The 17,880-nt window shown below is 51.8% G+C and carries 10 protein-coding genes; 1 reads left to right on the top strand and 9 read right to left on the bottom strand.

What is annotated here, in order from left to right; translation table 11 throughout:
• Positions 1-107 precede the first annotated feature (107 nt).
• From IC230_RS28315 to IC230_RS28295, 5 genes are all read right to left on the bottom strand, one after another.
• Positions 108-860, bottom strand: coding sequence for a hypothetical protein (locus IC230_RS28315; protein ID WP_191042434.1), 753 nt, complete (start codon positions 858-860; stop codon positions 108-110).
• Between the two features lie 198 nt (positions 861-1,058).
• Positions 1,059-1,673 (bottom strand): hypothetical protein, encoded by a 615-nt coding sequence (locus IC230_RS28310; RefSeq protein ID WP_191042433.1) that lies wholly within the window; start codon positions 1,671-1,673, stop codon positions 1,059-1,061.
• Positions 1,674-1,779: 106 nt separating this feature from the next.
• Complete coding sequence (locus IC230_RS28305; RefSeq protein WP_191042432.1) at positions 1,780-4,260, bottom strand: hypothetical protein; 2,481 nt, start codon at positions 4,258-4,260, stop codon at positions 1,780-1,782.
• 41 nt (positions 4,261-4,301) lie between these two features.
• Positions 4,302-5,792, bottom strand: a complete 1,491-nt coding sequence (locus IC230_RS28300; RefSeq protein WP_191042431.1) for a RagB/SusD family nutrient uptake outer membrane protein — start codon at positions 5,790-5,792, stop codon at positions 4,302-4,304.
• An 18-nt stretch (positions 5,793-5,810) separates the two neighbouring features.
• Positions 5,811-8,984: a SusC/RagA family TonB-linked outer membrane protein gene (locus tag IC230_RS28295; RefSeq protein ID WP_223860902.1), complete on the bottom strand. Its 3,174-nt coding sequence runs from the start codon at positions 8,982-8,984 to the stop codon at positions 5,811-5,813.
• A gap of 172 nt (positions 8,985-9,156) precedes the next feature.
• Here IC230_RS28295 and IC230_RS28290 point away from each other — a divergent pair, with 172 nt between their 5' ends.
• Positions 9,157-10,497 (top strand): hypothetical protein, encoded by a 1,341-nt coding sequence (locus tag IC230_RS28290; RefSeq protein ID WP_191042430.1) that lies wholly within the window; start codon positions 9,157-9,159, stop codon positions 10,495-10,497.
• 35 nt (positions 10,498-10,532) lie between these two features.
• Here the strand turns inward: IC230_RS28290 and IC230_RS28285 are convergent, their stop codons facing one another.
• From IC230_RS28285 to IC230_RS28270, 4 genes are all read right to left on the bottom strand, one after another.
• Positions 10,533-11,654 carry a GHMP family kinase ATP-binding protein gene (locus tag IC230_RS28285; RefSeq protein WP_191042429.1) on the bottom strand — a complete coding sequence of 374 codons (1,122 nt, stop codon included), beginning with the start codon at positions 11,652-11,654 and terminating at the stop codon, positions 10,533-10,535.
• A gap of 13 nt (positions 11,655-11,667) precedes the next feature.
• Positions 11,668-13,212 (bottom strand): arylsulfatase, encoded by a 1,545-nt coding sequence (locus IC230_RS28280; RefSeq protein WP_191042428.1) that lies wholly within the window; start codon positions 13,210-13,212, stop codon positions 11,668-11,670.
• An 81-nt stretch (positions 13,213-13,293) separates the two neighbouring features.
• The gene (locus tag IC230_RS28275) at positions 13,294-14,802 is read right to left on the bottom strand and encodes a RagB/SusD family nutrient uptake outer membrane protein (RefSeq protein WP_191042427.1); all 1,509 of its coding nucleotides are present in this window, start codon (positions 14,800-14,802) and stop codon (positions 13,294-13,296) included.
• Between the two features lie 20 nt (positions 14,803-14,822).
• Positions 14,823-17,879 carry a SusC/RagA family TonB-linked outer membrane protein gene (locus tag IC230_RS28270; RefSeq protein WP_191042426.1) on the bottom strand — a complete coding sequence of 1,019 codons (3,057 nt, stop codon included), beginning with the start codon at positions 17,877-17,879 and terminating at the stop codon, positions 14,823-14,825.
• Position 17,880: the final 1 nt, after the last annotated feature.

The following is a 17,880-nucleotide window of genomic DNA, read 5'->3' as shown; positions in this document are numbered from 1 at the left end:
GAGCGCAAAATGGTGCGGATGTGTTGTGTTGATTTCATTGGATTGGTTGTATTTGTGTGGATAGTTTATTCTAATTTTTGACTGACTACGGTCGCCTGCCTGTTTCGTTAAAATTTCGCGGCTAAACCTACCTTCAGAGCCGATACGCCATAACCTAACTCGGCAAAAGCACCTATTTTTTCACTGAACATAAACCGGGCTCCGATATGAACACCTACGTAGAGACCGCTGTTGTAGCCACCGCCGTAATCGTAGTAACTGGAGCCGTAGGAGTCTTTGTAGCCAGCATAGCGGAATCCTAACGTAGCGCCAATGTATGGATCGAACGTACTGTTCTGTGTAGGGAAGTGATACGAACCCCGAGCCCCGGCGTAAATGAAGTTGTAACCGCCTGAATAGTAACCGTAGTTGTAGTGATAATAGTCGACAGAACCACCTACGGAGAAGTTGTTTTTAGCATCTACTTCCACCGATACGCCGATGGGGAAGCCTCCGCCGTAATACGTTGCCAGGCCAACACCTGCGTTCATGTACACGTTACGTCCATTGCGGGCCGATGAAGAACGTGGGCGAGCGTAGGTAGTTCTGGTCACTGGCTGTTGCTGCGGGGGCGCCTGGCGAGTTTCTACCGGTGCCGGAGCGGGAGCTTGGGTATAGACGGGTGCGGCCTGAGTTTGCTGAGCCACGGGTGCGGCAGCTGGTTTCCGGACCTGCGTGGCGGCTGGCCGGGCGGCTGTTGCGGTTCTCGGACGAACGGCGGGCTTGGCGGCAGTTTTCCGAACGGGTTGTTGCGCCAGTGCTGTATTCATTGAGAGGGCAACAGTAAGGGCAAAAACGCCCAGTTTGGTAAAGGTTGGCATGGATAACATGGTGGTTTATGTTCTTGGTTTTTGTGAGGAACAGGACAAAGGTATAGGCGCTATCCGCCAGGGCACAGAGCCACCTGTGCGAACTGCGTAAAGCTTCGCCTGAAGTGTAGAGAGGATAGGGTGAACCGGTTCAGGAAGAGTAATCCTGTCGGGACTGAGATGGAGGAATCTGCCCTATGTATTCATTTCTTACCGCTCTTTCGGTTGTGGTCTTTGCGGGTATTTGCTTACGACTTTCTCAAATTCCTCAATAAAAAGATCGGTATTTTTTAAATCGCAATCTGAAGAGAGCGCAGAAAATCGTTGACTGGAGATACTAAGCTTGGCAGCTTCCTCTCGTTGGCAATCAGCATTGTACCCTTTTGCGCGAACGACAAAAGCTATAATGTCAGCGTTTAACCAGAATTCACCCCGTAGCACCAGTGGATCATCGGTATGTTTGGTGCAGAGTAGAGTGCGCTGTGGTGATGGAGACGTACCCTTCCCATTAGTTGTCCGTAAGAATTCGACTACCGCAGGGCTGTAATCACAGGAAAGTTTAAACAACCGGTTGTCATAGAAGAATAAAATCAGATTCGTGAGAACAAGGCCGCCTGTAGTCACTGTCGATGCTTTAAGAACACGAATGTGTGTACAGGGAAGCGCTATTGTCCCTTTGACATACGATTGATCCTGTTCCTTAAAGGTCTGACTGAGTGAATCGGGTGTCGTGATGCCAATCGTATAAGTCCCCAACCCAGTTACGTTCGACTGTGCTTTACAGAAACTGGGAAAGAAGAAAATCACTAGCAGAATTGTTCTCACTGACTTCTTCGTTAACTAAACAAGGGCAGACACATGCAAATATAAAATGGGGATCCGATACAGCGTTGAAGCCTATACCGAATCCCCATTTTATAGTAGTGAGTTCTTACTTGTACTGAAGCAGCGTCGAGGCTTCACAGGCTTTATCCGTTTTGAAACGTATCCAACGGGCCTGGAAATTCTTCGGAAATTCATAACTGACCGTTTTTCCGGGAGTGACCGTCATGGTTTTATACGGCATCCAGACGCCCGTCCCGACTGGATCGGCTTCGATGGTGAACGTAACGGGTGCCGATGATTTTTGAGAAAGCTGCAAACTTCGTTGGTCATAAAACCCGATTAAATAGGGGTCGGATGCTTCGTTGGCCTTAACCGTCGTATTCTTCCAGGGACCACCATGACCGGTTGGTTTACCCAGTTTCCAGAGATCATCAATGGCGCCCGCCCAAATCGCGGCTTTTTTATCGTCCGATACGATGATGTGCTCATTTTTTGCCGCTGCCTGCAAATCAATCCCCGTCATGACGAGCAGACCGCGATAGGAGGCATAGTCATTGATTCGTAGCGTATGCGATGCCACGGGTCTCATTTTGGCGTATCCATCGGCATTTTCGGCGGGCAGTTCATAGAACGTACCGTGGCAGTTGAGCAAGTCCCGTTCGGTAGCCACTTCCCGGCAGATCCGTAAAGCTGCCTGATTGGTGAGGTCTGTGTACGTATTATTGCCCAACGGCAGCCGCCAGCGCCGGCCTTTGTCATCAACGATCAGAACGCTCGATTCCTCAATCGTCACGACCTTTTTGGGGATCTCAAATTTATCTTTAATAAAATTCAGCGTTCCAGTGTCGTTTTTTCGGATCAACTGCATGTCGCTGCTCAGTTCATAATACCCCACATCCGAAGATTGACCATCCTTATACGTTAGCGCAGCCATGCCCAATGCTCTGCGGTCTTTACCCAGTCCATACAGTAACCCACCTGACGTAGTGGTGTTGGTAATCGTACTTAACCCGGCAAACATCGCATTGGCGGTCGTGCTACGTATGTCATTGGCTGAGTAAGAAAAGTGAGCCGATAAAGTAGCGGCCTTGTTCGATTTTACGCGAATCCATTCGCCCGGCGCATTGGCTGGGAAAGCCACGTTGGCAGAACTATTGGCGGCAACGGGTAGCGTTTGCAGCGTCGTCCAGTCACCCTTCCCCGTTTTATCAATTTCGAACGTGATCGTTACGTTGGCGTTGCCATTGTTCTGCACCCAGGCGGAGCGATTGGCCCAACCGGCAAACAAAAAGGGTTCCGACGTAGCGTTTGCATTAACTGGTTCGTTTAGCCAGACGGCGCCCTCGGCTGTGTTTGGGCCGAGCTGATCGGGCGTATTCAGGGCGGTGAACCACAGGTTTGAATTCGATTGGCCGGGCCCTTCGAGGTTGCCTTTGGCTTTCCGTTTGTTCAGAAATTCCTTTTGTGCCGAATCGTCGCAGCCAAACACGAGTCGATCATTCCAGCGGGCGTAATCGCCAATTACTTTCAGATACGCTGATCGGGGACGGATACCCGCTGTATTGCCCGCCGTGAACGTTTCGGGAAAGCGCCAGAACAAGCCATGCATGGTCATCAGATAGTCAGGTTTTCCGTCTGTACCAACGTCCCGAATTCGGGGCCATTCGGTATTCCAGCCATGCGCACCATCGTAGCTGTGGCTAGCCTTGGGAAGCCGGAAAAAATGCCAGCCAGTCGCTTTATCACGGACGCCCAGCAACACGGATTTGTGGTCCCAGCCTGTTGCCCAAATGGGGTCGGTAGCCGGATTTTTGTTGCCGTAAATACCACCGGGTCCTGTAACTTCAACGAATTGATTCCGGCGCACGACGTTCCAATTTTTTCCATTCCACTCCGACAGCGAGCCCGCATCGACATCGAACTGAACAAGGGCTTTTTCGCCCGGTTCGCCGTTGTTGGAGTACACCATGACGCCCTGACCGGAATACAGTCCCTTGCCGTGCGCACCGGGCAGCAGCGACGTAGCCTGATTGCCGGATTCGTCGGCCCCTTTTTTACTTTTGACATTGCCATCCTCATAGAGCATGGTCGGCTTCAGGGTATTGACATCTACCTCGTAAAAACCTTCTTCCATCGTACCGTAGTAAATCTTCCCGCTCGGGTCGGTCAGGTGGCGGGCGTTTCCGGTATGGCGACCCGGCATGGTGGCGTAGGGCATAACCCGTACGTTTGCCTTGCTGTCGATGGCGTAAGGTCCAATAAACAACTGGTTGCTTTCGGGGTGAATCATCCGGTTTGCGGGTGTACCGCCAATGCTTTCGGTCCGAACGATCTGGGTCAAATCCGGGGTTATTTCGTACAGCTTATCCGACGAGCCGAACGGTAAATGCGGGGCATACGTAACGACCCAGAGTTTGCCCGCCCAGGGCACAACCGCACCGGTGCCACATTCACCTTCGTTGTTGTACATGGCCAGCTGCGGATAAATCCCGCTGTAGGAACGTAGCGTTTTCGATTGGGCGATAGCCAACTGACTACCAACAATTAACCATCCTGCCAGGCAGGCAAAACGAATCTGTTTTTTCATGGCGATAAGGAAATCCTGTCAATTAAGAATGATGCATCTGACTATTCCCAGCCCGCATTCTGCGTCAGCTTTGGATTTGCCTGAATCTCTTCCAGTGGAATTGGATAATAGCGATGTTTGGCCTGCGGAGAACGGGTCGGGTATACATCATTGACTGCTTTGGGAATAACCGTCAGGAAGGTGTTCGTTCGTGTAAGATCAAACCAGCGGTCTGCTTCCGCAAACAACTCCCAGGAACGTTCCTGAAGAATAGCCGCGATAAAGGCGTCTTTGCTGAGGCCCGGCGTCAGATCGCCCAGGCCCGCCCGTTTGCGAATGGTATTCACGTAACCATACGCCGTGGCCGTTGCTCCGTTCTGGCGCGCTTCGGCTTCGGCCGCAACCAGGTAAACGTCGGCTAGTCGGATGATCGGGAAATTGCAATTATTCGCTTCCCCAATCGAATTTGGATCACGGTATTTGCGAATCAGAACGCCTTTGGGCGTAATGGGCGTAATGTCTTTTTGGGTAACGGTCTTGTTGGCAACATCGCGATAGGTTGTGTCCAGCAGTTGACGACGCTTGTCTTTCGTATCGAACGAAGTAAAGAAAGCCTGATACGCAAACCAGGAACCGTACGACACTTTGGCGTAATCGATGCCCGAACTATTCCGGGGACCGGCAATACCCATAACCGTTAGCCAGCGGCTGGGCGTTACCCGATCGGCTTCAACGGCCCACATGTTTTCGACCCGTGCCGCATCTTCTTTGTCGACGTCGAACACATCCAGTACGTTCGGCATGAGCGAATATTTGCCCGAGTTAATGACTGCCTGCGCCAGTTGCAACGATTTGGCCCAGTCCTCATTGTAGAGCGCTACTTTCGCGTAAAGGCCCTGAATGGCTTCTTTCGATGGTCGGCCTTTTACTAAACTGGCTGAGTAGGAGGGGAGTCCGGCAATGGCCTGATCCAAATCGCCGTAAATCTGTTTGTAGATATCGGCCCGTGAACTTTTGCCGACGAGAGATTCAGTTTCGCTGGTGCTGGCTTTCGTTTTCACCGGAACTTCGTTAAACGTCTTGGTGAGTGTCCAGTGATACAACCCACGTAGTGCGTAGGCTTCCGCCAGAATCTCGGTTCGGCGCTGGGCATCCATTTGAATCGCCGGGACTTTCTCAATCACCCAGTTGGCGTTCTCAATGCCTTTGTAACTGAATCGCCAGACCCCCTGCGGTCCTTCGGTTTCGTGACGGCCCGAGTTGCGCTGGGCGGTAAAATACGGGTCGTAGGTGAATAATGTAATGGTATTCCGGCCAACTACGGCCCGGGGATAAGCCTGGTCGGCCGCGAAATCAGAAACGGCTACCAGCGGAAAGCCATACAGATTGATCAGCGAGCCAGCCGCCGACTTAATGCCCGCTTCAGCGTCCGAGGCTGTTTTGTAAAAATTGGTTGTGAAAATGGATGAATACACCGATTCTTCCAGGTTGCTGCACGAAAACGTTAAGCCCGATAAGGCCAGCAGCAGGATTTGCTTTTGTCTTGTTTTCATTGGAAAAGGCGATGAAAATTAGAATGTTAGCTGTAAGCCACCCAGATACGAGCGGGCAATGGGATACGTACCGTTGTCGATAAACTGCGTCGTGGCGTTGCCGAAGTTGTTCACTTCCGGATCGTAACCGGAGTACTTTGTAAGGGTCAGCGCGTTGTTGGCACTGACATAAACCCGAAGCTGACTGATCCCTTTAATCTTAGGCAGTGTGTAACCCAGCGAAACGTTTTTCAGCCGAACAAACGAAGCATCCTCAATGTACCGATCAGATAGAGGCAGTCGACCACCCTGAAAACCGCTGGCATATTCGTTGCTAGGGTTCGTTGCCGACCACCGATTGACCAGCCCTGCCAGTACGTTCTGCTGACCCAGCGCCGTTTCGAACGTATAGCGGAACAGATTCATAAGTTTATTCCCCTGAACGCCCTGTACGAACAGATTCAGGTCGAAGCCCCGGTAGCGGAGAGACGACGAGAAACCAAAAATGTACTTGGGCTGGGCATTGCCCACGATCATCTGATCGGCGGCTGTAATGGTGCCGTCGCCGTTGAGATCTTTCACTTTTTGACCTCCCACCCGGCCATCGTAGCCAGACAAAATGGTTTCACCAGTTTGGCTGATGCCGTCAAATACGTAGGTACGGTACAGGCCCATCGGGTAGCCGACTTTAAGCAGAGCATAGGCTGAACGGGGCAGCTCGTCCAGAATACCATCGAGCGATAATACTTCGTTTTTGTTAACGGTGATATTCGCCGACGCATCCCACTGAAGGCCACGACCACTGCCCGGTATAATCCGGCCATTGACGGCTAATTCAACCCCCTTGTTCTGTATCGAACCGAAATTGCCGGTCAGGGCCGTATAGCCCGACGACATCGGTAAAACTTTCTGGAACAGAAGGTTGTCGGTGCGTTTGTTGTAATAATCGGCTACGACCGACAAACGATTGTGAAACAGACTAACGTCCAGCCCGATATCGACCTGCGTGGAGCGTTCCCATTTCAGGTCCGGATTAGGAATGGCACTGGGATTGATGCCCGTTACGGGGTTGTGGTTGTAATTGTAATTCAGGCCCGACGCGCTAACCGTAGCCAGGGATTGATACGGGTCGATTGCCCCGGCGTTTCCGGTAATGCCCCAACTGCCGCGTAGTTTCAAATCGGAAACAATCGGCACCGATTTCATGAATGGCTCTTCCACGATCCGCCAGGCACCGGCTACGGCAGGAAAAAAACCGTACTTGTTATTCTCGCCAAACTTGCTAGATCCATCGGCGCGGGCCGTCAGATCCAGAAAGTATTTGTCCTTGTAACCGTAGTTAATACGTCCCAGATACGAATCCAGCCGGGATTTGCTCTTTTCGCTTTTGATGCGCTGGTTCACCGCCAGGCCAATGGAATTGTTTTCGGTTACGTCGTTCGGGAAATTGGACGCCGTCTGGTCATAACTCTGATTCACATTGGCCTGCGTAGCCAGTACCGCCGTAACGGTGAGGGTATGATGCTCGGCCAGGCGCGTGCGATACGTAAAGATGCTTTCGTGCAGCAGCGTCCGGCCATACGAACTGGTATTCGTTGCGTTGCCTCCGCCCGAAGCCAGTTGAGACTGACTCAACAGCGACAGCGGTGAATAGAACTCGGCCAGGGTAGTTCCCAAATCGGCATTGAAGCTGGGACGATACGTTAAGCCTTTGAACAGCGAAAAGTCAACGTACACGTTGGCCAGAATCCGCTGCGTCGTTTGCCGATTAATGGGCGTAATGTAATTCAGCGGGTTTGACACTTCCTGATACTGCCCGTTCATCTGATCCTGGAACGGAAACACGCTGCCATCCGGCCGATAAGGAACCAGCGTTGGCGGAGCGGCCAGGGCTGCCCCGAGTACACCCGCCCGACTGCTGGTTACGTCTGACCCTGTACCGCCTACACTAACCCCACTGTTAATGGAATACCCGTAGTAAAGACTGGTACCAATCCGAATCCGGTCATTGATCCGATGATCGATGTTCGAGCGGAACGAGTACCGGGAAAAGTTCGAATTTTTGATGATGCCATCCTGATTGAAGTAATTTAGCGATAGCGCCAGCTGCGTTTTCGCATTCCCGCCCGATACCGAAAGCTGATGGCTCTGGATGGGTGCTTTCCGGAAAATTAGATTCTGCCAGTTGGTGCCTTCGCCCAGACTGGTAGGATCGGCGTAGATCGACCGTTTATACACTTCATTCTCAAGTTGACCAAACTGCTGGGCGTTCAGGACGTTCAATGTTTTGTTGACCTGCTGCACCCCACCGTATCCTTCATAACTAACCCGCGTACCGCCCTCTTTACCGCGTTTTGTGGTGATCAGTACCACCCCGTTGGCCCCCCGCGCTCCGTAAATGGCGGTCGATGACGCATCTTTCAGGACTTCAATCGACTCAATATCATTCGGGTTAATCTGCGACAGCGGACTCACGTCGGTAATGCCCCCGCTGTTGGAAATCTGGATACCGTCAATGACGTAGAGCGGTTCGGAGCTGCCATTGATCGAATTCGTACCCCGGATTCTGACACTGACATTACCGCCCGGCGCTCCGGAATTCTGGGTGATTTGTACCCCCGCCACCCGTGCCTGTAACCCCTGCGCTACGTTCGCTACCGGCGTTTGCAACAGATCGGCCGCTTTTACCGAAGCAATGGCCCCCGTTGTTTCAATTCGTCGTTGTGTGCCATAGCCAACGACAATAACTTCGTCCAGCGCTTTTGTGTCGGGTGCCAGTTGAACCGTGAGATTTGTTCGCGTGCCAACGGCGATTTCCTGCGATAAATAACCAACAAAACTGATCACCAGTATGGCTCCTTTTTCCGGGACGGATACCTGAAACAGGCCCTTGCTATCCGTGACCGTTCCCCGCTGCCGCCCCGTTGGATCGGCTCCTTTCAGCAGCACACTAACGCCCGGCAGCGTTACTCCTTTTTCGTCGGTGATAACGCCCGTAACGACCCGATCATCGGCCTTAACTGATTCAGCAAGTAACGGGATATTCACCGTAGAAGTCAACTCTTTTTGGTGCTTCCGCGGTAGACTATGGGCAAGAAGACTAGCCGATGCTCTTCGGCCGATTTCCTGATGAAGGAGCGGAGGGGGGTGCGCCAGCAAGGGCGACAGCCATCCCAGAAAAACAACGCAGGATAGTAAAAGTGTTTGTCGCATAAAATTCAGATATTTATAGTTTCTGTATCAATACTCCCGCGACGGACTCGAATGAAATGCGCGTATACAAAGGTAATTTTGGATTATATGGTGATTGTGAAAAGAGCCTGACCATTTTGTTAATCGGAATTATGGACAAGCCAACTATCTAAAATTCAGAGTATTAGGCGACATGATTACGGAAAATGGACAAGTAGGTAAAGCCGATTTTTTTTATCAGCTGGAGGTTTGTTGCCAGCGGGTAGGCGAAACATATGGACAGCCTGACTGGAGTCAATGGACCAATAGCGACTACGTTAGCCTGAGTCATATCCTGTTCAGGAAAACGCGGGTACGGATTAGCCCGAACACGCTGAAGCGCATTTTTGGCAAGATTAAGACCGACTCACGTTACTATCCTCAAAAAGCAACCCGGGATGTGCTGGCCAGCTACATTGGCCATCCGGACTGGGAGCATTTTGTTCAGGTACAGGACTGGTCAGAACGACAGGCCGAGCAAAAAGCCGATGAACGTAGCGTAACACTGATTCCGGTTGTTTCAGAAACTCCTGCCCACAAACGACATATTCCTCAACCCTGGCTGAAGCCCACACTGTTTGGCGGGGCGATTCTGCTCGCGATTCTTTTGTTCGTATGGATACGACCAACTGCCGAACCAATGGATGGAGTACAACTCGTCTGCCGAAATCCATTGGGTGAAAACCCGCACTCAGCCGTTTTTGAATTTCGTCGGACAAAGCCCGTTATGGACGAGACTGCTACGTATACGATTCATTTTGGGGATGGCAAGCGGGTGCAGGTAAACCCAACAGATAGTCTATACACCCATTATTACGAGCGGCCCGGTCGGTATTTTGCCATCCTGAAACGAAACGAACGCAGAGTCGATACGGCCACTGTGTATTTACAAACGAAGGGTTGGTCAGCTACCGCCGATATGATGCACGACACGACGCGGGTGTATCCGGTTGACGTTCAGAATCTCTTCGTTAACGGACGGCATCGCGTCAGTGCGCTGGAAGCGGCTCATGCGGGGGTTGATACCAATCGGACGTTTTTCATGCAGTTCATCAATAGTCATCTTACTGACATTGATGGGGATAATTTTGAACTGACTACCCATGTAAAAACCTCGCCTGACCGAGCGGGCGTTCGCTGTTCGCAGGTGGGTGTTGCCGTTTGGGGCGAGTCGTCGCAACACACCTTTGACGTAATGAAGCCCGGCTGCGTTCACTGGATTGACTTGCAGCTATCTGACGTTTCCAAAAATGGCTCCCGCGATGATTTAAGTTTTCTGGGTGCTGATCTTCGTTCGGGCGGAACCTTAACGCTGAACGTTATCGACAGGCAAGCCCGAATTTTTATCAATAACCGAAAGGTATACGAAACCCACTACACGAAGCCGCTCAAGCGCGTGTATGGGGTTAGAATTCGGTTTTCGGGCGTCGGTACGGTCAACTCGTTTGTGCTGAAAGATTTGAAAACGGGAAAGGTGTTTGACGGGAGTTTCTGATCTGATTCGAGAACGAATATACAGGCATAGACAAGTTACCTCATCGAAACCTTTGCCAGCTCAGGCTGACTCACCGTACCTTCCGCTACCGTGACGATATAGGCCCGACCGCCAGCCCGCTCAATGGCTTCTGCTACGGTTTCGGGATTATTCGGCGCATAGGCGAACATACAGCCGCCCCCGCCCGAGCCGTTGATCTTACCACCTAACGCACCCGCGGATAAGGCAGCGTCGAGCATCCGATCAATTTTGGGCGTCGAAATCCGCTGGGCATCGCGTAAGTTGGCATGGTGATCCGTCAACAATTGTCCAAGTTTAACGTCATCCAGTGGGCTGTCTGCGTTTGCCGAGGTTTGAAACAAGGCCAACGCTTCCCGTAAAATATCCCGATTCGACAGCGTTCCTTTCAGTAAGATGTAATCGTCTTTGGTTAATACGTCCTTGTAGGTTGAAATGGACGAGATTGGGGTAGTATGCAAAGAGAATTCTGGATTCAAGGTGGCCAACTGTTTCGCGATACGTAGCATGCCGTACTTTACCCGCCCCAAAATGCCAATGGTATCTTTTGGCTCCTGCGAGTTGCCTAGCACGAATGTTCCCAGTTTGGGTTGATACGTATCCAGGTGAATGGCCGGTTGTGATTCCAGATAGATAACGCCACCTACTGCCGTTGAATAGTGATCCATCATGCCGCCCGGTTCGCCAAATTCCAGTATTTCGGCTTCGTAAGCCAGTTCTGCCAGCTGCATAGGCGTTAACACCTGCGGATTCTCGGCTAATTGACTGAGTACATTAAGCCAGGTAATCAACAGTGCCGATGAACTCGAAGTACCCGCATTGATGGGAATTTCACCGCTGACCTCACCGTCAATACCACTACCAAAGTGAAATCCTTTCCGAAGCAATACGTTGATGGCGCTCCGGAAATAATCCCGATCATGGGTATACGCCAGCGGTAATTCAGTTAAGCTGAACCGCGCCTGACTACCAATATCCGGTAAATCCAATTGAACGATCGGCTGGCTGGTACGTTCGGCGGTTAGTTGAATCCGGCAGGAAATGGCTGCGGCAATGACGGGAAGCCCCAGGTAATCCTGATGCTCGCCAAACAGGCAGATACGGCCGGGGGTAGAAACGGTGATGGCTTGGTTATTCATGTCATTCTAAAAGCTATTGATTAGACGTAGCGGCTAGTTTCGGGGCAATGATCTCCCACTCATTAATGTGAGCCGGTATGTGTTCGCGCGCAACAATCGCATCAAATTGAGTAATTAAATCCGGGTGTTGAGCTGCTACGTTGGTGGTTTCCCCTTCATCGTTACTCAGGTCGTACACTTCCCAGGGACCTTTGCGATTTTTGCGGATGCCTGTCTTCACCGCTTTCCAATTTCCCAGTCGGATGGCCAGTTGCCCGCCTTTTTCGGGATATTCCCAATAAATGTAGGCATGCTTTTTCTGGCTAACCGACTGCCCCAGTAACGTCGGGAGAAAGGAAATGCCATCCGTTTTTACGGGCTGCTTATAGCTAACCAGTTCGGCCAGCGTAGCCAGCAGATCAAACTGAACCGATACGTGATCAGTCACTTGCCCGGCCTTGATTTTTCCCGGCCAGCGAGCCAGCATGGGTTCGCGGATGCCTCCTTCATACACGTCCATTTTCAGGCCCCGTAGCTTGCCGACACTATTAAAATAAGCCGCTTCGACCCCTCCGTTGAACGTAGCGCCGTTATCGCTTGAAAACATGACGATGGTGTTTTCATCAAGCTTCAGTTCTTTCAGCAGTTGCATCAGCGCGCCAACCTGCTTGTCCATGTACGTAATCATGCCCGCATACGTAGCACGCGGATAGGGCGTGGAAGCGTAACCCTTCTGACCCAGATAAGGCTGCTCGACGGTCCCCTTGTCGCCGAACTTTCCGACGTATTCCTGAACCGCGGCTTCGGGCGCCTGGAGGGATGCGTGCGGAACAGTAAAGGGCAGATAAAGAAAGAACGGACTGTTTTTGTGTTCACGCACAAACGCCTGCGCTTTCTGCGCCATTTTGTCGATGGCGTACTCCTTGCCCCGGTAATAGGCAAAGGCTTCGGGCGTAGCGGTTTCGGGGGTTAGTTTCCGGTGAACGTCGATAACCGGATTGTTCAGCTTGTCGGGTTTACCGTTCTCCCAGAGGTGTGTCGGGTAAAAGTTATGCGCCTGTTTCTGATCCAGATAGCCGTAGAAATAATCGAATCCCTGCTCATTCGGATTGCCGGTTGTGTTGGCCATGCCCAATCCCCATTTGCCGATGCAGGCCGTTGTATACCCCGACTGTTGCAACATTCTGCCAATCGTAAAGGCACCCGGATACAACGGCATCTGGCCCCCTTCGAGCGAATCGGGAAAGCCGCCCATTTCGTAGTTGCCCCGGATGTAGGAATGACCACCATGTTTGCCCGTCAGGAGCATACAGCGGGCGGGGGCGCAAACGGGCATACTCGTGTAATGCTGGGTAAAGCGCATGCCTTCGCGGGCAATCTGGTCCAGGTTTGGCGTACGGATTTTCTGCTGCCCGTAGCACCCCAGCTCGGCGTATCCCATATCATCCGCGTAGATGTAAATGATGTTGGGTTTTGTGGAGGCTCTGGGTGTGTAACTAATGAACAAATAGCTGGTTAGCAGGAGTAAGGACGTAGCTAAGGCTGGCAGGAAGAGTTTAGGCTGTCGGGACGTTTTCATACGTTCAGCGGGGTAGTTGTCGGCGATATACAATGATGGCGCGGTCGAAAGGAACAATAACCGCGCCATACATAAACCAACCTATTTATTAAAATTTGGATTTTGCTCGAGCGCCGGATTGAACTGAATCGCGGTGGAGGGAATGGGCCATAGGTAATCGCGCTGAGCGTTGAACCGACGCGTTGCCACCACGACGCCCTTAAAATTCCTGACCGTCGCGTTCATGACGATTTCCGCTGTTTTCCAGCGCCGAATATCCGCGTAATACAGTCCTTCGCCCGCCAGCTCGATCCGTCGTTCATGCCGGATTTCGTCCCGCATCTGGTCTTTTGTTAGCCCGACTGTTACGTTGGGCATACCCGTCCGTTTCCGAATCTGATTCAAGGCGTCGTAGACCGTAGCATCCGGGCCAGCGGCTTCATTCTGGGCTTCGGCATACATCAGAAGTATGTCCGCGTACCGTAGCAGAATGTAGTTGATTTCCGACTGACCATCGGTCTTGATCGTAGCAGGTACGACATTATCCTGATAGATGGTGTACTTTTTCTGAGCATAACCCGTCTGCGCAAACTGATTGTCTTTCACGACGGCACCCAGATAGGTGCTACCCGGATAGGCGTATGCCTGATAAAAACGCGGATCGCGGTTTTCGTACGGTTTCTGCGGGTTGTACAACGATGATGTCGTAATGCTTTTTCCATCGGTCATGTAAAAGCTATCGATCAAATCCTGCGTAGGAGCAGCATTGTCGTAGCGTTGCAGTGATACGTCGAAGCTGTTGGTTATTTCCGGAAACTTAAACTGTATGTCGAAAATTACCTCTGAATTGCCTTCGTTTTCCAGCGTAAATACGTTCCGGTAAACAGGAACCAGGCTATACGTTTTCAGGTCCATGACGGCTTTTGCCGCCGTAGCGGCTTCAGTCCACTTGCCCGCATACAACAGCGTCCGGGCTTTCAGGGCCAGTGCTGCTCCGCGCGTAATGCGCCCTTTATCCGTGCCGGTATACGTCAGGGGTAAATCAGGGGCGGCTGCGTCCAGATCGTTCAGGATCTGCGTCCGCACTTCATCCACCGAATTGCGCGGTAAAGTGCTTTGTTCCAGAGCAGGTTTATCAACGATCAGCGGAACGCCACCATATAACGTAATCAAATCCAGATAGCCCAGCGCGCGCAGAAATTTCGCTTCGCCAATAAGCCGTTTCCGTAACGCATCCGCCATAGTGACGCGACTGATGTTGGTCAGTACGTCGTTAGCCCGGCCAATAACGCGGTAATTCGCCGTCCAGCGGCTGGTAATGATCGCGGAATTGGCCGCGTCATGATTACCCAGGGCAATGATGTTGAACCCGTTCGTATTCACGTAATTATACGAATTGGGGGTCAGATCGTCGAAGAGCAGTGGCGTTTCTCCGCCATACAAATTACCATTGGTTAACGCGGCATACACACCCGAAACAGCGGCTATGGCCTGCGATTCGGTTTGCCAGTAGTTCTGCTCCGTATAGCGATCGGTAGGACTGACGTCTAAAAACTGTTCTTTACAACCCAGAACGCCAGTCAGTAACAGGAAGAGGGTGAGCTTTTTCATGATTGATAGCGAGCTGAGGATTAGAAACTGACGTTTAGGCCGGCGGTAATGGTCGAGGCTGATGGGTATTCGTACAGCGTACTGGTATTGATGGTCCGTTCAGGGTCTGCCAGTTTGAACGGCGACCAGGTTACCAGATTCTGCGCGTTGGCATACACCCGAACCGAACTGATTCTGGCTTTCTGCGTAAGCGCTTTGGGTAGCGTATAACCAATCTGAATGTTTTTCAGCCGCAGATACGACAGATTATACAACCAGAAGGTCGACGCCTGGAAATTCTGCGGATAGCCATTCGACGTTGTCAGTCTGGGTAACGAAGCGTTCGGGTTGTCGGGCGTCCAGGAGTCGGTTAGCCAGTTGCGCGTAACTCCCGCTCCGTTGTTGAACGGCTGTGAGTAGTTTAGTGTCGGGAACGTATTGATGCCCTGAACCCCCTGCAACAGTGCCGAGAAATCGAATCCCTTCCACTGAGCCCCTACGTTGACCGCGTAGGTGTATTTTGGGAACGTAGTACCGGTAATGATCCGGTCATTATTGTCGATTTTATTATCGCCGTTCACATCCCGGTATTTAATATCACCCGGCTGGGTGGCGGCATTCTGGACCGGCGACGCTTTCACTTCATCGACGTTCTGGAAAATACCAATCGCGTCCAGCATGTACCAGGAGTTGATGGGGTAACCTTCCTGCGAAATGGTGTTTGTTCCGTACAGGACCTGCCCGCCCAGATTCGTGATTTTATTCTGGTTATACGTTACGTTTCCACCAACATTATACTCCAGCGATCCCAGTTTGCTGCGGTAGCCCAGCGCGAGTTCGACGCCCCGATTTTCGACGTCACCAATGTTACGTACCGGTCCTGTAAGTGCGCCCACCTGGGCGGGTAACGTAACGCGTTGCAGGATGCCGGATGTTTTCTTGACGTAGTACTCAAGCTCGGCGGTGAGTCGATTATTGAAAAAGCCAGCGTCCAGACCGATATTTGAGATGGTCGTCGTTTCCCAGGAAATGGCTGGGTCACTGAGCGTATTGACGGCGGTTCCGTTCGAGACGGTATTGTTGAACGAATAATTCTGCGCGATGTCGATCGCATTCACGTAACTGAAGTTATCAATGGCCTGATTCCCCAGTTGTCCCCACGAAGCCCGTAGTTTCAGGTTCGACAGGTACGACGCGTTTTTTAGAAACGCTTCCTCGTTGATACGCCATCCAGCCGATACGGACGGAAAAATTCCCCAGCGATTTCCCTGGGCAAAGCGGGTAGAACCATCGTACCGGAAGTTCGCTTCGAGTAAATACCGCTCATCGTAATTGTAATTGGCCCGGCCAAAATAAGAAACCAATTTATAGAGCGCCGAGGTGCCCGTCACCTGTGGGTTCAGCGTTCCGGCGTTTAATTCCGTCAGGCTATTATCCAGAAATCCTTCGCGGTAGGCCGAGAAGTTGCTGTTCTTAAAGGTTTCGGCACTGAACCCCAACAGACCACTTAGGTTATGTTTCCCGAACGACTGATTCCAGGTCAGCGTGTGGAACATCGTCAGGTTCAGTTCGTTGTTTTGCAGCCGATAAGCGCTACGGGGAATGCCGCCGTAATCAATCGAATTGGTTACGTTGTTGACGGGGTCGTACTGGGGCGTAACGGGCACAAAACGAGACCGTAATTCGCTGTAATAGTTGGCTGCCAGACTGATCTTGTACCGAAAATTGGCCGGTAACTGGTATTCGGCAAAGACGTTGGCCAGCGTACGTAACGAACTGACGGTATTGCTGCCTTCGGTTGCCAGCGCCCGTGGATGCCGGAACACCTGATGCCCGCCAGTGCGTACCCACGTATCGCCATAACGGCCGTCGCTCAGGAGATCGGGCTGCGTGGGTAATGCCCGGAAGGACAGGTTCATTAAATACGCATTGCCGACAACTGGTTCGTTTCGTTCCCAGTAAGTTCCCTGCACATTAAAACCCACCTTTAACCGGTTGTTGATATCCGTCGAGATATTGGAACCGAGTGAATATTTATTTGCTTTCGATCCGATCACTATGCCCTGCTGGTTCAGGTAACCCAGTGAAAGTGAGTAGGTCGTTTTTTCGCTTCCGCCCGAGAAACGCAGGTTGTGCTCCTGAATAGGCGCTTTCCGAAACAGGACATCGAACCAGTTGGTGTTGGGATAGCGGTCCGAATCAGTCGGGTTGGCCTTGAACGCATCGATCATCGTCTGGGTGTATTCCGGCTGTTTCCCTTCGTTGACCAGTGCCCGGTTTTTCCCTTCCATATAGTCAACGGAACTGAAAACTGCATCGGGCAGGTAGGTTACCTGCTGAACACCCTGGTAAATGGAGTAATCCACGCGGGCCTTGCCTTTCTGCCCCGATTTGGTAGTGATTAGAACAACACCATTGGCAGCCCGGTTGCCATAAATAGCGGCAGAGGCCGCATCTTTCAGGACCGAAATGGTGGCAATATCGTTCGGGTTTACATCCCGCAGGCTATACGCAATCCCGTCGACCAGCACCAGTGGGTCATTATTGCCCAGTGTTCCCAATCCCCGAATCCGAATCGTTGCGCCATCGCCACCCGGTTGGGCCGTTGGCTGATTGACATAAACACCCTGAACGCCCTGCAACGCCTGCGTCGCATTGGTGAGGGGACGGTTTGAGAGGAATTTGGCATCTACGGTAGAGACGGCCCCAGTTAAATTGACCTTCTTCTGCGTACCGTAACCAATGACGACTACTTCACTCAGATTCTTGTTATCGCTAACCAGCCGAACATCAATTGTTGTCTGGGACCCCACCGTAATTTCCTGCGAGGTGTAGCCTACGTAGCTGAAAACCAGCACCGCCGAGGCGTCGGAAACGCTGAGTTGGTACCGACCATTTCCATCGGTCGTGGCTCCCCGCGATGACCCTTTAGCCACTACGTTCACACCCGGTAGACCCTGACCATTTTCAGCATCGACAACGGTACCGCTGAGTCCAACGGGTGTTTGAGCGACGGCTGTTCCTGCCCGAAGCAACAAACCGATGAGCAGGTATGAATACGGTCGGAGCCATTTACGTTGTCGAGTAAAGAGGTTCATG

The organism is Spirosoma validum, from assembly GCF_014699035.1.
Taxonomy (GTDB): Bacteria; Bacteroidota; Bacteroidia; order Cytophagales; family Spirosomataceae; genus Spirosoma; species Spirosoma validum.
This window is presented reverse-complemented; position numbering and strand designations above follow the sequence as displayed.

Bases quoted from the DNA above. Each gene is read 5' to 3' on its own strand.
- IC230_RS28290 (WP_191042430.1), top strand. From the start codon at position 9,157: ATGATTACGGAAAATGGACAAGTAGGTAAAGCCGATTTTTTTTATCAG.
- IC230_RS28275 (WP_191042427.1), bottom strand. From the start codon at position 14,802: ATGAAAAAGCTCACCCTCTTCCTGTTACTGACTGGCGTTCTGGGTTGT.
- IC230_RS28300 (WP_191042431.1), bottom strand. From the start codon at position 5,792: ATGAAAACAAGACAAAAGCAAATCCTGCTGCTGGCCTTATCGGGCTTA.
- IC230_RS28295 (WP_223860902.1), bottom strand. From the start codon at position 8,984: ATGCGACAAACACTTTTACTATCCTGCGTTGTTTTTCTGGGATGGCTG.
- IC230_RS28305 (WP_191042432.1), bottom strand. From the start codon at position 4,260: ATGAAAAAACAGATTCGTTTTGCCTGCCTGGCAGGATGGTTAATTGTT.
- IC230_RS28280 (WP_191042428.1), bottom strand. From the start codon at position 13,212: ATGAAAACGTCCCGACAGCCTAAACTCTTCCTGCCAGCCTTAGCTACG.
- IC230_RS28270 (WP_191042426.1), bottom strand. From the start codon at position 17,879: ATGAACCTCTTTACTCGACAACGTAAATGGCTCCGACCGTATTCATAC.
- IC230_RS28315 (WP_191042434.1), bottom strand. From the start codon at position 860: ATGCCAACCTTTACCAAACTGGGCGTTTTTGCCCTTACTGTTGCCCTC.
- IC230_RS28285 (WP_191042429.1), bottom strand. From the start codon at position 11,654: ATGAATAACCAAGCCATCACCGTTTCTACCCCCGGCCGTATCTGCCTG.